The sequence below is a fragment of the Ruminococcus sp. AF20-12LB genome (assembly GCF_003478985.1).
Classification (GTDB): Bacteria; Bacillota; Clostridia; order Lachnospirales; family Lachnospiraceae; genus Blautia_A.
This window is the reverse complement of record NZ_QUGH01000001.1, coordinates 412,390-427,078: the sequence shown is the minus strand read 5'-3', so window position 1 is coordinate 427,078 and position 14,689 is coordinate 412,390. Positions and strand designations below refer to the sequence as shown.

Below are 14,689 nucleotides of genomic sequence, written 5' to 3'. Positions count from 1 at the left end.
TTTTCCAAAAAAGATATCTCCTCATATCACTATCCGCTCCGTTGCCAACAATCCCTCGCGGAATATTTCCTGTGAACAGCGGCCGTATAGTTTCTATTCTCAGAAAGTATGCAGAAACGAAACAGACCTGAAATTCACTTATCTTGACTTTATTCTTACTTATGATAAGATGAACATAGAATGTCCGGCAGCAATGTTTTTTGCTCAGACAACACTATACATTTCATAAAAACGGAGGTACTTTTTCCGATGAATACCATCAAGAAATTCATCCACTACTACGGCCCGTACAAAGCGGTCTTTTTTATTGACCTGATCTGCGCGGCCGTTATCAGTCTGGTAGATCTTGCTTATCCCCAGATTCTTCGTACTATGACAAAAACTCTCTTTACACAGGATAAGGATATTATTCTTCATGCCCTCCCTGTGATCGCAGCTTCTCTTTTTGTTATGTACATTGTGCAGAGTCTCTGCAAATATTATGTAACCTATCAGGGACATATGATGGGTGCAAAGATGGAACGTGATATGCGCCGGGAGCTTTTTGACCATTACCAGGAGCTGTCTTTTTCCTATTACAGCAGGAATAATTCCGGTCAGATGATGAGTAAGCTGGTCAGTGACCTTTTTGACATTTCCGAGTTTGCACATCATGGTCCAGAGAATCTTTTTATCTCCCTGGTAAAGATCGTCGGTGCTTTTATCTTCCTGTTCTTTATCAACAAAAAACTTGCACTGCCGCTGATCCTCCTGGTGATCGTGATGTTTGTGTTTTCCTTCCGCCAGAATGCAAAAATGCAGGAAACCTTCATGGAAAACCGTCGTAAGATCGGAGATGTAAATGCCAGTCTTCAGGATACGCTTTCCGGAATCCGCGTGGTGCAGTCCTTCGCAAACGAGGACATCGAGCGTGCCAAATTTAAGAAAAGCAATGAGGCGTTCCTTATTTCCAAAAGAGATAATTATCACTGCATGGGAAGCTTCATGAGTTCCAATCTTTTCTTCCAGGGCATGATGTACCTGGTAACTCTTGTTTACGGCGGCTATCTGATCGCTCAGGGTGAAATGCAGACTGCAGATCTTGCCATGTATGCCCTGTATATCGGAATCTTTATCAGCCCCATCCAGATCCTGGTGGAACTTGTGGAAATGATGCAGAAGGGTCTTTCCGGTTTCCGCCGTTTCCTGGATGTGATGGAAACAGAATCCGAGATCAGGGATGCAGACAACGCTGCAGAGCTTACGGACGTGAAAGGACATGTGCGTTACGACCATGTTTCTTTTCATTACAGCGATGATGAAACTCCTGTGCTTTCCGATATCTCTATTGATATCCCGGCAGGAAAATCCATTGCCCTGGTGGGACCTTCCGGAAGCGGAAAAACCACGATCTGCTCTCTCCTGCCCAGATTTTATGATGTGACCGGCGGTTCCATTACTGTAGACGGAAAGGATATCCGCGGGCTGACTCTTAAGAGCCTTCGAAGCCAGATCGGTATGGTACAGCAGGATGTCTATCTTTTTGACGGAACCATCAAGGATAATATTGCCTACGGAAAGCCAGGAGCTTCCGATGAGGAGATCATCAAAGCCGCCAAATGTGCGAGTATCCATGACTTTATCATGGAGCTGCCGGATGGATACGATACTTATGTGGGAGAACGTGGCACACGCCTTTCCGGCGGACAGAAGCAGCGAATCTCCATTGCACGTGTATTCCTCAAGAATCCTCCGATCCTGATCCTGGATGAGGCCACCAGCGCTCTGGATAACGAAAGCGAACGTTGGATCCAGAAGAGTCTGGAAGAGCTTTCGAAAAATCGTACTACCATTACGATCGCGCACCGGTTGTCTACCATTCGCGATGCGGATGAGATTATTGTGATCACAGAGGATGGTATTGCTGAACGCGGTACTCATGCTGAGCTGCTTGAGAAGAATGGATTGTATGCTGCGTATTACAATATGTAAATAAGATACGAGGGAGGGTCATCTCAGAGTTGCGAAGCCCGAAGACAATGTCATTTAGTTAGGGACTTTTTATTAAAAAATATTTTTAGGATATAAGTTATGCTGTAAGTTTTCATCATATAATACCCCAAAACGCACAGACTTCCCCCTTGGCAGGCAATTACAGTTTTTAAACAACCTCTTTTCTATTCTTAAAAATTATAGTATTCTTATATTAAGATACTCTATATCCAAAGGCTACAAAACCTTTCATCTTCTTGGAACGGGGGAATTTCCGGCCGGGTCTGACCGGAGTCAGGTATTGCAGCAAGAGTGTCTCGATATGCGGCGGGATTGTGGAACAGCTTTTTTGCAGGAAAATTTTGCAGATATGTACAGCCATTGTGAAATTTATCTGATAAACGTATTTTTGGTCTTTCTGTTTGACAGTTACATGTGCGGTAACTGATTCGCAGAAATTGTACATGATGATACGTGCGTATATTTCCTGTTCTACATATTCCGCCTTCTTTGAATGAAGATTCGATACCCCGATATTATATTTCAGTTTTCGGAATGAAGTCTCGACCCCCCATCTTAAATGATATAGTTCTTTTATTTTTTCCGGAGGAAAACGGTCTTTTCCCAGATTCGTGACAATACATTCATATTCCCCTGTATCCAGCGGAAAACGTACCAGCCGCAGGTGCATGGGATAAACAGCCTGTTTTCCATCTTTTTCCAGATTCAGAAAGTCAAATGCAGATCCGGGAGAAAGTTTTTTATATCTTATCGGGTCCCGTTTAGAGTGGACCGTACTACGCGTAATAAAAAAATCCAGCTCTTCATCCAGTTCCCGGTCCGGAAGACGAAAGCCGCGGGAAATGCCCCCTTTGCTGAAAATATCTTTTGTACGGATGACAAAGGAGAGACCTTTTGCCATGATGTGTGCAAAGACATGGTAAGTTTCATATCCGCGATCGGCCAGTATGATCGTTCTGTCAGGGTGAGGTATATTCCGCAGCATTTGTATCAATGCACGGGATTCATTGCTGACCATTGTTTTTTCAATAAGGACATCCACATATTTTTTATTACAAAGATCATATAGGGCATGAAGATGAAGCTGATTGGAGCCTTTTTTTCCGGAACCGGAAGGCTTACAGCTGTCTTTATCATCCGGATTATAAAAGATGTTCAGATCCGAGCCATCACATGCAAGAAGCTGAAAACCCTCATAATCATGTTCAGAGGGAAGTGATCGTGAAAAACGGTGCAGAAGATGATAAAAAGCATACGGATGTATCTTGGCCCGTTGCTGCTGGAGAGCAGAAAGGGATGGGAGATCTTTTTGAGACCGGCATGAAAAGAAATCAAAAAATGCTGTATTGAGAGAACCGCCCCTCATAGTTAAAAGAAAAAGGATCGTATCCTGAAAAGATATCTTACGTTTCCTGGAAAAATCAATACCAGGTCTGGTGACAAAAGAGTTTATTTCGCTCTCCAGTTCAGAAATGAGTGACATGAGCAATTCATAATTATAAGTAAACGCTGAATTCATAGGCACATCTCCTTTGCATAATAAAAAAGTTACAGTGTATAGTCTTTTTTTACCATACACTGTAACTTTTGGGAATAGGGCGTCCCTAACTAAATGACATTGGCCCGAAGACCCTCCCTCGAGCTCCCACCCTCTTGGGCACGCCAGATTCATCAAGACAGAATGGGTTGAATGATGACTGTGACGTACGGACGTGGGAGGCGCTTCGCTGTCCCACTGGATGTAGCAATATATAAAAACTGCCGCAAACGCTGTGTCTGGATTATGGCACAGAGTCTGCGACAGTTTTTTTAATGAACTTTGCGAATATTCCTTCTGTATTACAATTACAGCAAATAAACCGGAAGCTCATCCTTGATTCCTACCGGCTGGTTGTTGTCCGGCTCGTCTTTCTTTGGGGTGAGGAACTTGGCCTGGAGTTCGTCGGCGTTTCCTCCACTGATCACATTCTGAGCTACGGTTCCTGTTGTGGTTTCTGCGGCGGCTGTTTTCTTAGCTGCAGTTTTTCGTGTTGTTGTCTTTCTGGTGGTGGTTTTCTTTGCTGTTGTTTTTGTTGTGGCTGCCTTCCTTGCTGTGGTCTTCTTTGCCGGAGCTTTCGCTGGGGTTTTCTTTTCGACTGTTTTTTCAGCAGCTTTCTCTCCTGTTTCTGTCTTTACTTCTGTCGGCTTTTCTGCCACTTTTACCTCTGTAACTTTCTCTTCTGTCTTTGCTGTTTTCTCTGCATTTACTGCTCTTGCGATGCTTGCTTTACCTACTGACACGATTCATTACCTCCTCTGCCAATGCTATATATTCTTTTGCGCTGCGGCTGCTTTTTTTGAATTCCACAACCGGCTCGCTGCTGTCCTGTGACCATTCGATAGAGCTGTCCACACGGATAAAGGATTCGAAAAGATAGATTCCTTCCATCTCTTTCAAAGTCTCCATGGTCTGTTTGAAATAATTCTTTCTGGCATCTGCCTTGGTCACCACGATTCCCAGAACCTGAAGCGCCGGAGCGATCTCACGGACCTCATTCAGGAAATCAAACATATTTGCAAGACCAAACATGCCCCACGGGCTGGCCTCCACCGGAACCAGAACGTAATCCGATGCGCACAGGATATTCATCACCCAGCCGCCAAGAGTCGGCGGTGCATCGATGAGAATGTAATCATACACCCCGGAATCCTTGATCTTCTGCAGGCATTTCCGCAGGATAAATTCTCTCTGCCATTTCGTAAAGAGCTCATATTCCACGGAGCTCATCAGCGTAGACGACGGAACCAGATCCAGATTCTCATACTTCGTATGCACGATAAAATCGCTGAGATCCGACTGATGACCAATGGCATAGTAGAGATTTTTTTCCCCGGCAGCCATTTTCAGAACTTCTTCTTCATCAAAAAACGAAAGGGAAAGATTCAGCTGCATATCGCCGTCCACGAGAAGAACCTTCTTCCCCATACCGGCCAGTGCCGCACCTACATTGGAACAGCTGGTGGACTTTCCGCTGCCGCCCTTATTATTCGCAAAACAAATCGTCACTGTATTTCCCATCACAGCCTCCCGACAACACAAAATCGTAAATCACTAACTTTCCCTTATTATAATATAACGCTCCCCCAAAAACAAGCATATCCCCCATAAAACCACAAAATCTGACAAAAAACTCTCACATAAAACAACAGCAAAAAAGAATCCTGTTGCAGAATGATTTCCTATGCAAAAAAGCAGCAGACTTCAGATCTTTCCGAAAGCCTGCTGCTAAACTTCATTCATTTTTATTATTTTACGATAAAGGATTTTCTCTTACTTACAACATCAAAGATAACGGCTGCAAGAAGAACCATACCTTTGACAACCTTCTGGATATTCTGGTCAATACCCATGATACTCATACCAAGGTTCAGAACACCCATAAGGAGGGCACCAATGATAACACCGGGAACTGTACCGGTACCACCATAAGCAGAAGCACCACCGATGAAACATGCACCGATCGCATCCATCTCGAAGTTTGTACCAGCCTGTGGGTTGGATGAATTCAGTCTCGCCATAGTAACCATACCGGCAATCGCAGCCAGAAGACCCATATTCAGGTAAGCCAGGAAATAAACTTTATTGGTATCAATACCGGAAAGCTTTGTTGCCTTCTCATTACCGCCAACTGCATAAAAATAACGACCTGTTGTAGTCTTGGAAGCAATATATGTATAGATTGCGATGATCACTGCAACCCAGAGAAGGGAATTTGGGATACCTTTATACTGAGCAAGTCTGAACATGAATGCAAGAACAACTACACAGATCAGAACCATCTTCACTGCAACACCACCGAAAGACTCAACACTGTAGCCTTTCTTTGCACGGTCTGCACGGTTTTTCATAACAAGTGCAACATAGACGATGCAGACAATAATGCCAACTACGAAACATGTTCTGTTAAATCCTTCACCTCCACCAAGGAAGTCCGGAATATAGTTATTGAACAAAGCCAGATAAGCATCCGGCATCGGAGCCAGGGTCTGTCCTTCCAGAACTACGTTGGAAAGGCCACGAAAAGCAAGCATACCTGCCAGAGTAACAATAAATGGAGGAATTCGTACATAAGCGATCCAGAATCCCTGCCATGCACCAATGGCAATACCCACAAGAAGCATCACGATCATAGTGAGATACGGGTTCATACTGTTGAGAACCATCATCTTACCACCGACAGCAGCAACAAAGCATACAACAGAACCAACTGACAGATCGATGTTACCACCTGTTAAAATACAGAACAGCATACCGGTTGCAAGAATAAATACATATGCATTCTGGGCTACCAGGTTATTTACATTCTGCGGAAGAAGCATAACGCCCTTTGTGTTCACAGAAAACATGATCACAACAAATACCAGAACAATGACCATGGTATATTTTTTTAATATTTCTGAAAAACTAATCTTTTTCTCCATCTTCTTACTCTCCTTTACCTGACTTCACGATCCTGGACATGATCAGCTCAGATGTAGCTTCCTCACCACTTACCTCACCTACGAATCTGCCCTCGTTCATGATATAGATTCTGTCTGACATTCCAAGCACTTCCGGAAGCTCAGAAGAGATCATGATCACAGATTTTCCTGCTGCGACCAGGTCATTGATGATACAGTAGATTTCATATTTGGCACCTACGTCAATACCTCTTGTAGGTTCATCCAAGATCAGAATATCCGGCTCTGCAAACATCCATTTTGCAAGAAGGACCTTCTGCTGATTACCACCGCTCAGGTTTCCGACATTCTGCTCAACTGTCGGACACTTGGTTTTCAGTTTCTTCCTGTATTCCTCAGCAACTGCGTATTCTTTATCCGTATCGATCACTTTTCCATTACTGATACCGGACATGTTTGCAAGCGTAGTGTTCATCTTTATGGACTTGGAAAGGATCAGCCCGTTTCCTTTTCGATCCTCTGTAACATAAGCAAGCTTGTTGTCGATGGCTTCCTGAACTGTATTCAGCTTCACTTCTTTTCCGTTCATGAACACCTGTCCAGAAATTTTAGTTCCATAGCTCTTGCCAAAAATACTCATAGCCAGTTCTGTACGTCCTGCTCCCATCAGTCCTGAAATACCGACAACCTCTCCTTTATGTACTTTAAAGGATACGTTATTTACCACCTTACGTTCTGTATACAGCGGATGATAAACATTCCAGTTTTTAATCTCCATGGAAACATCGCCGATCTTTACATTTGGACGTTTCGGGAACCGGTCTGTCATCTCACGTCCAACCATTCCCTGAATGATCCTCTGCTCAGAAAAATCGTCTTTATTTTTATCCAGTGTTTCAATGGTAGATCCATCTCGGATAACTGTGATCTTATCTGCTACATAGGAGATTTCATTTAATTTATGGGAAATGATGATAGAGGTCATTCCCTGCTTCTTGAATTTCAGAAGAAGATCCAGAAGAGCTTTGGAGTCATCTTCATTCAGTGATGCGGTAGGCTCATCCAGAATGAGCAGCTTTGCATTCTTTGCAAGTGCCTTTGCGATCTCAACCAGCTGCTGCTTACCTACACCAATATCCTTGATCAAAGTTCTGGAGGATTCCTCCAGTCCTACTATTTTCAAATATTTATCTGCTTCTCCATAAGTTTCATTCCAGTTGATGGAAAAGCTTTTGCCTCTTTCATTACCCAGATACATGTTCTCCCCGATGGTCATGTACGGGATCAGAGCAAGTTCCTGGTGGATGATTACAATTCCTTTATGTTCACTGTCTTTGATAGTGTTAAACTTACAGATCTCACCATCATAAATAATATTTCCTTCATACGAACCGTACGGATAAATACCACTTAATACATTCATCAATGTAGATTTACCGGCACCGTTTTCACCTACCAGTGCGTGGATCTCGCCTTCCTCGACCTGGAGATTAACATTATCCAGTGCCTTTACACCTGGGAAAGTTTTGGTGATATTTTTCATTTCCAGAAGTATCTTAGCCAACTCAATTTCCCTCCCTTTCCACTGTTCATGCAGGCGGTTATATTCCCCGCCTGCATGTGATAAATTTCTTTCTTAAAAATTCTGATTATTTGATCTGATCCTCTGTGTAGTATCCGGAGTCGATCAGGATCTCTTTGTAGTTATCTGTTGTAACAACAACCGGATCGCAAAGGTATGTCGGGATGACACCGGTTCCGTTATCATAGGATTTTGTATCGTTCACTTCCGGCTCCTCACCTTTCATGATGGAGTCAACCATTTTTACTACTGCAGATGCAAGAGCTCTTGTATCTTTGAATACAGACATTGCCTGTTTTCCTGCTACAAGGTTCTTAACGTTTGGTGTGTCACAGTCCTGACCAGTAATGATCGGATATTCTCCTGTGTAGGAAGCTGCCAGTGCATTCTCAACACCAAGGGCTGTGGAATCGTTGGAGCAGAGAACTGCGTCAAGGTTTGTTCCGTCAGAGTAGTTACCTGCGATGATAGTATCCATTCTGTCCTGTGCTTTTGCACTGTCCCAGTTAGCTGTAGCAACCTGCTCGAACTCTGTCTGACCGGATTTTACTACCAGCTTACCGTCATCGATGTATTTCTGGAGAACATCCATTGCACCACCGAAGAAGAAGTTACAGTTGTTATCGCCAGGATCTCCTGTGAACAGCTCAATATTGAATGGTCCGTCCTGATTGTCAAGATCCAGTGCATCTACCAGGTACTCGCCCTGTTTCTGACCTACTTTGTAGTTATCAAATGTTGCATAATAGGTTACTGCATCGGAATTCATAAGAAGACGGTCATAAGAGATAACCGGAATTCCTTTTTCTTTGGCCTGTTTCAGAGGCTCGCCAAGGCTGCTTCCATCGATGGATGCCACAACCAGAAGGTCACATCCGTTTGCTACCTGGTTCTCAAGCTGGGAAACCTGTGTGCTTACATCATTGGATGCATACTGAAGGTCTACCTCATATCCTGCTGCCTCCAGCTCTTTCTTCATGTTATCGCCATCCTGGTTCCATCTCTGGAGATCCTTGGTCGGCATGGTAACACCGATCAGTTTCTTGTCTGCTGCCTGTGCTGTTGCTGCCGGAACTACCACCATACCAGCTACCATTGTTGCGCAAAGAAGTGCAGATACCATTTTTCTTTTCATTGTAAAATCCTCCGTTTCATTATTTGTTTTTGGAATCACGTTTCCTTTGATGATGTTACTATAGCACAGGACTGTCTGGACATAGTTGGCAAGGACAGAGACATTTTTTTGCAAAAGAAAAATGCCCTGCATCAGGCAAGACATTTTTGCACCAAAAATCTGCTATTGATTTTTGTCATAATTGTGTATTATTGCGCATATGGATACACTGCCACATTACTTGCAGAATTTCACTGCCACATATATGCCGGTATGTAATCTGTTCTGCATTACTCTGTATCGTAATCTATATTGAGATATACTTCATCTCGTCTGTGGAAACCGCCGTCAATGATCACCTCATCAATATTATCCCTTGTAACGGCAACCGGTTCCAGCACCTTCGCCGGGATATCGTAGCTTCCATCGTTCATGGTATCTGTCACATCTGACGAAATCTTTCCCTCTTCTGCCATCTTCACCGCATATTCAGCTGCCTGGCGTGCCAGATCTTCGATAGATTTAAATGCTGTCATGTACTGGGTTCCTTCCACAATACGCTGACATGCAGCCAGATCACCATCCTGGCCTACCACGATCACCTGTCCGGCAAGCTGGTTTTCCGCAAGAATCTGTATCACCTGGCTGGCAATATCATCATTTCCGCACATGATTCCCTTTACATCAGGATACTCTTCCAGTGCTTCCTCCACATAATCTGCTGCCAGCTCCGCGATCCAGCCTTCACAGTTGGCTTTGTAAACCACCTTCAGATCACTGTTTTTCAGAGTGTCTTCAAATCCCTCTTTTACCATGTCCACATTGTTATCTGAAGCAGATCCCTGGATCATAAAAATCTTTCCGCCATCAGGGATCGCTTCCATCATGGACTGTGCCATAACCTCTCCGACTTTCCGGTTATCAAAGGAAATATACATATCTGTATCCGCATCATTTACCATACGGTCATAGGAGATCACCCTGATTCCTACATTATGGGCACGCTCCACAGCCTCAGATAATGCCTTGCAGTCTCTGGCAATGATCACGATCACATCCATATGCTTCTTGATAAAATAGTCGATCTGGCTGATCTGCTCTTTTGTATCTGCTCCCGCATCCTGAACATTCACTTCCGCTCCCAATTCCCTTGCGGTTGCCACGAATACATCCCTGTCACGGATCCACCTCTCAATAACAAAGGAATCCACTGTAAGACCGATCTGAATTTTCTTTTCACCACTGTCTTCCTCTGTATCGTTTTCCTGTGCAGCTGTCTGCTTTGTTTTTTCGGAAGCGCAGCCATTCAGCATCAATGTCAACAGACACAGCAAGATCAACAGCTTCCTGATCATTTTCCCCCCGCTCATATTGTCTACCTCAACCTCTCTCTGAATTCACTTGGTGTCACGCCTTCGTATTTCTTGAATATCCTGCTGAAATAATTGGGGTCGCTGTATCCGGATTCCGCACAGATCTCCTTGATGGAAAGCCCTGAATCCTTGAGAAGTTCTCTTGCATTCCGAAGCCGCACTTCTGTAAGATACTCGATAAAATTTCCTCCGGTCTCCTGCTTAAAAAGCTTGCTGAAATAATAAGGGCTGATATCCACCTCCCGTGACACCTCATCCAATGAAATATCTTTTTTGTAATTATCCCGGATATAGGACTTTGCTTTTTCGATAATGGAAACCGCTTCTTTTTCCCTTGCACTTTCCATGTTACTGCAGATTTCTGATGTTTTGCCCAGGAACCATTTTTTCATCCCTTCTATGTCTGTATATTCCTGGATCTCATGAATATAATTTCTGCGGCAGCTGATCGCATATTTCACGGTACCTGCAAAAAAGGCCTTTTTTTCCACTCCCATCACAAGCTCCAGGATCTTGATGCGCATGTCCTCCAGATCTACTCCCGGCTGCTTCTCCATCCACCGGATAAATTCCTCGGCACAGCTTAAAGCTCCTGCCACATCCTTATCCATCACCCGCTTTTCATAGCGACGTTCCAGATCTCTTGGATATTCGCCGTCATATTTCTGTGCAGCCGGAACATCCTCAATATGTATCACATGGCTGGTGCTTTCCCGAAGTGCGATCATGGCCTCCTTGAAGGATTCTTTCATGGTGCTTCCCATCTCCTTCACCCGGCCGATACCACAGCGAAATTTACTGTCAATCCTGCTTTCCAGCTTATGTACCATGTTTCTGGTTCTTGTTACAACCTCCACACGTTCCTCATAGGACTCCCTGGAATTACGGTACGGAACAAGCAGTACAATACGGTTTCCCATAATGGGTCCTACCAGACATTCAAAAAATCCCTGAGTGATTTCCCGGAATGTGGAATAAAATTTGTTTGCCTTCACACTGGCCCCCACCGCATTGGTAAGAACACCATTTTCCGTAGAATCCCCGAATTCAGCCACGATCATATATCCATATTCTTCCCGGATATCCAGAAGCTCCCTGTAATTATCCTGATATGTCTGAAAATCATCCTGCAGAAGAATATTATTAATATATCCGCTTTCGATCATGGGCACAACTGTCTCCAGTTTTTCACGGATACGGAGATCATCGCTTCGCTTCTGTCTTGTGGAATCTACCTTTTCCATAGCTTTGGAGCATATTTCCAGAATCACCTTTTTGTTTACCGGCTTGGTAAGAAATTCCATAACTCCAAGACTTACCGCTTCCTTGGCATAATTAAATTTATCATAGGCTGTAATGATCACAAAGACCACAGATCTGTTAAATTTCTGGATTTCCCGGATTGCCTGGATCCCACTTAAGCCCGGCATCTGAATGTCCATAAAGCAGATATCCGGCGGATATTTCTCCGCCTCCTCCACAACCACACGGCCTGTCTTGGCTGTATGGATCTCACATTCATTTCCATAGTTGGAACTTATAATATTTTTCAGGGATTCCAGCATGATCCCCTCATCATCAGCAATCAGGATTCTGTACATTTTTTTCGCTCCTCTCCAGAGGAATATTGATCACTACCTCTGTTCCCATTCCTTCACCTTCACTGTATATTTCCATTAATCCGTCCCGCTCATAATACAGTTCCAGACGGCTGATCACATTATTCATTCCGATTCCCGTGGAATCACCCTCGCCTGAACTGCTGTGGACTTTTTTTGACAGTACTCTTTGTATCTGTTCTCCGGTCATGCCCAGTCCGTTATCCCGAACACTGATCTCAATATGGTCGTTCCATCTCTCCACACTGAGATCAATATGTCCTTCCCAATCTATATTCCGGATTCCATGATTGACTGCGTTTTCCACAACCGGCTGCAGGATCATACTGGGAACACGTACATTTTCCACATCACATTCCACTTTTTTTGAAAAATGGATGTCCCCGGCAAACCGTACATTCAGAATATAAATGTAATTGTCCACAGCCTCCAGTTCTTCCTCCAGTGTGGCATCTTCCTCACCCTTCTTTACATTGTAGCGAAAAAAATCCGCCATCTTTTCCACAAAGATACTGGTTTTTTCTGCATCCTCCATCATTGCAAGCTGTACTCCTGCATTCAGGGAATTAAAAAGGAAATGCGGGTTGATCTGAGACTGGAGATATTTAAGCTGTGCCTCCTTGAGATGTGTTTCCATCAAAAGCTCCCTCTCTATCATCTGCTGTTCTTTTTCCATGCTGGCCTTTGTCCTGGCAATGTAAAGACCAAGATTATCCACCATGGTATTAAAGGCTCTTGTTACCGTTCCAAGCTCATCCCTGGAATCTGCTGGGGGCATCTTTACATTAAAATTCCCCTGACCTACCAGCTGTGCAGTTTCTGCCATATTAGTCAGCGGCAGGAACATCTCCCTTGTTGCCATGATCAGAAAGAACATTCCACAGATCACCACCAGAAGCATGATCATCATATTACTGATCTCCAGATATCTCATAACCGCCCGGAGAGCTGCATAAGTCTGGGAATTTTCTTTAAAAAGCTGCTTGTTCAGCTCATCCATAGAACTCTGGATATAACTGTAAAGCTCCAGACTTTCATCATATTCCTGCTTATATTTCTCCACATTCCTGCCTCTCTTGGCAGCTACAGTTCCTGCGGTACAGGAAAGATATGATTCCGACATCTTACGTATCTTCTTCTCCAGAAGTTTTACGGAATCATCAATATTCCGTTCATTTAACTTCTCCAGCTCCTGCCTGTATTTCGCCTCATTCTGATAATAATCCATCAGTGCCTGGGAGCTTTTTACCTTCAGATACTGGTACATACTGTCCTGCACATCGTCAAAAACCTGCCCAAGCTCTGTGATCTGGGCATTGCTGGCATACACATCATCCATCTCCTGCATGGAGTTGTTGATCCGCGCATAAAACAGCATGTTGATGCTGAACAGTAAAACTGCCAGCACTCCAACCTCGATCATGATCTTGCTTACAAGAGAAAAGTCACTCCAACGGATCTTTTTCATCTGTGACTGCCTCCCTCCTCATCTTCTCCACTGCTGTTCTGTCAAGAAAATTAATGTCTACATTGTAGAAAGAATTGGTTCTTCCATCTTCTATATAGCTGGTAACTGCCTCCACACTGTACTGTCCCAGTTGGGTCGTGTCCACATCACAGGTAACTGAAATAACACCTTTTTCAACTGCCGCCAGAATATCCTCAGATGTATAATAACCAATGATCTTCACTTTTCCTGCAAGGTTGAAATCCAGAATTGCCTGTCTTGCACACTCCGTTGTCTCCTCATCCATACACACAAGTATATCCGGAACATTCCGCTTCTGCTGAAAAATATCAGTAACTGCCTCCTCTGTTTCAAAGGTTCCTGTTGACAGAAGATTCCTTCCCTTGATCTCAATATCCTCAGAACCAGCTGCCATCTTCACCGCATTGCTGATCTGAGTGTATATCTGACTTTCGTTCATATCATCAATGTCCCGTTTCTGCAGGATCAGGATCTTCTTCGTGTTCTCATTCACATATCTGGCAACAATTTCCCCGTAAGCCATGCCAAGCTGATAATCGCTGACTCCCACAAAGCTCTGGCGGCGGCTGTGCACCGCATCACTCATGACTGTAACCACCGGTATTCCGTTTCTTACTGCAGTATTGATTGCTTCTTCCAGACCGGCTTCTCCATTATACTGCAGGATAATACCATCCGCCTTGGCCGCAATGCTCATATTCATATAATCAAGTTTATTATAGGATGTTTCTCTATCCGACCCCATGATCTCAAGCAGTACATTATTGGAAGCTGCTTTTTTCTTCGCACTGTCATATACTGCCTGCCAGAACTGGGAATCAGGGCTGTCCACGATCATGTCGTACTGGTATTTATATATTTTCTCTTCCTGTTCATCCAACCCTGCTTTTTCACTGATTCCTCTGTAATAGGATTCTCCTGTCATATAAGTAAGTACTATCACGGCAGCAAAAACCAGCAGGATGCAAGCTGATTTCTTTTTCATAATACACTCCATTCTGTTTCACAAAACATTCCGGGTTTCAGTTTATCATAATTTCACAGAAAAGTCACTGTTTGACATGGATTTCCTGTGCACTT

General features: G+C 43.8%; 11 protein-coding genes. 1 reads left to right on the top strand and 10 read right to left on the bottom strand.

All coding sequences use genetic code 11. The features are described 5' to 3' along the window. The first annotated feature begins 249 nt into the window (after nucleotides 1-249). Entirely contained in the window at nucleotides 250-1,971 is a 1,722-nt protein-coding gene (locus tag DWX61_RS01890) for an ABC transporter ATP-binding protein (protein ID WP_118623499.1), read from the top strand. 214 nt (nucleotides 1,972-2,185) lie between these two features. Here DWX61_RS01890 and DWX61_RS01885 read toward each other — a convergent pair whose 3' ends face one another. From DWX61_RS01885 to DWX61_RS01840, 10 genes are all read right to left on the bottom strand, one after another. Further along, nucleotides 2,186-3,511, bottom strand: coding sequence for an IS4 family transposase (locus tag DWX61_RS01885; RefSeq protein WP_182433924.1), 1,326 nt, complete (start codon nucleotides 3,509-3,511; stop codon nucleotides 2,186-2,188). Nucleotides 3,512-3,837: 326 nt separating this feature from the next. Continuing rightward, nucleotides 3,838-4,272 carry a hypothetical protein gene (locus DWX61_RS01880; RefSeq protein ID WP_147419607.1) on the bottom strand — a complete coding sequence of 145 codons (435 nt, stop codon included), beginning with the start codon at nucleotides 4,270-4,272 and terminating at the stop codon, nucleotides 3,838-3,840. Beyond that, nucleotides 4,259-5,050, bottom strand: coding sequence for a ParA family protein (locus DWX61_RS01875; RefSeq protein ID WP_118513220.1), 792 nt, complete (start codon nucleotides 5,048-5,050; stop codon nucleotides 4,259-4,261). Before DWX61_RS01875 ends, DWX61_RS01880 begins: the two co-directional genes overlap by 14 nt. 227 nt (nucleotides 5,051-5,277) lie before the next feature. After that, nucleotides 5,278-6,453 (bottom strand): multiple monosaccharide ABC transporter permease, encoded by a 1,176-nt coding sequence (mmsB, locus tag DWX61_RS01870; protein WP_092070224.1) that lies wholly within the window; start codon nucleotides 6,451-6,453, stop codon nucleotides 5,278-5,280. A 4-nt stretch (nucleotides 6,454-6,457) separates the two neighbouring features. Continuing rightward, entirely contained in the window at nucleotides 6,458-7,996 is a 1,539-nt protein-coding gene (gene mmsA / locus DWX61_RS01865) for a multiple monosaccharide ABC transporter ATP-binding protein (RefSeq protein ID WP_092070227.1), read from the bottom strand. An 85-nt stretch (nucleotides 7,997-8,081) separates the two neighbouring features. Then, nucleotides 8,082-9,149, bottom strand: a complete 1,068-nt coding sequence (gene chvE, locus DWX61_RS01860; RefSeq protein ID WP_021976666.1) for a multiple monosaccharide ABC transporter substrate-binding protein — start codon at nucleotides 9,147-9,149, stop codon at nucleotides 8,082-8,084. A gap of 269 nt (nucleotides 9,150-9,418) precedes the next feature. Continuing rightward, nucleotides 9,419-10,498, bottom strand: a complete 1,080-nt coding sequence (locus tag DWX61_RS01855; RefSeq protein WP_243101075.1) for a sugar ABC transporter substrate-binding protein — start codon at nucleotides 10,496-10,498, stop codon at nucleotides 9,419-9,421. A 5-nt stretch (nucleotides 10,499-10,503) separates the two neighbouring features. Next, on the bottom strand, nucleotides 10,504-12,102 hold the full coding sequence (locus DWX61_RS01850) for a response regulator transcription factor (RefSeq protein ID WP_118623493.1): 1,599 nt from the start codon (nucleotides 12,100-12,102) through the stop codon (nucleotides 10,504-10,506). Then, entirely contained in the window at nucleotides 12,080-13,588 is a 1,509-nt protein-coding gene (locus DWX61_RS01845; RefSeq protein ID WP_118623491.1) for a sensor histidine kinase, read from the bottom strand. Before DWX61_RS01845 ends, DWX61_RS01850 begins: the two co-directional genes overlap by 23 nt. Beyond that, on the bottom strand, nucleotides 13,566-14,594 hold the full coding sequence (locus DWX61_RS01840) for a sugar ABC transporter substrate-binding protein (RefSeq protein ID WP_118623489.1): 1,029 nt from the start codon (nucleotides 14,592-14,594) through the stop codon (nucleotides 13,566-13,568). Before DWX61_RS01840 ends, DWX61_RS01845 begins: the two co-directional genes overlap by 23 nt. Nucleotides 14,595-14,689: the final 95 nt, after the last annotated feature.

Excerpts from the sequence above, each read along its gene's own strand:
- DWX61_RS01855 (WP_243101075.1), bottom strand. The coding sequence starts at position 10,498 with ATGAGCGGGGGGAAAATGATCAGGAAGCTGTTGATCTTGCTGTGTCTG.
- DWX61_RS01885 (WP_182433924.1), bottom strand. The coding sequence starts at position 3,511 with ATGAATTCAGCGTTTACTTATAATTATGAATTGCTCATGTCACTCATT.
- chvE (WP_021976666.1), bottom strand. The coding sequence starts at position 9,149 with ATGAAAAGAAAAATGGTATCTGCACTTCTTTGCGCAACAATGGTAGCT.
- DWX61_RS01875 (WP_118513220.1), bottom strand. The coding sequence starts at position 5,050 with ATGGGAAATACAGTGACGATTTGTTTTGCGAATAATAAGGGCGGCAGC.
- mmsB (WP_092070224.1), bottom strand. The coding sequence starts at position 6,453 with ATGGAGAAAAAGATTAGTTTTTCAGAAATATTAAAAAAATATACCATG.
- DWX61_RS01840 (WP_118623489.1), bottom strand. The coding sequence starts at position 14,594 with ATGAAAAAGAAATCAGCTTGCATCCTGCTGGTTTTTGCTGCCGTGATA.
- DWX61_RS01850 (WP_118623493.1), bottom strand. The coding sequence starts at position 12,102 with ATGTACAGAATCCTGATTGCTGATGATGAGGGGATCATGCTGGAATCC.
- DWX61_RS01845 (WP_118623491.1), bottom strand. The coding sequence starts at position 13,588 with ATGAAAAAGATCCGTTGGAGTGACTTTTCTCTTGTAAGCAAGATCATG.
- DWX61_RS01890 (WP_118623499.1), top strand. The coding sequence starts at position 250 with ATGAATACCATCAAGAAATTCATCCACTACTACGGCCCGTACAAAGCG.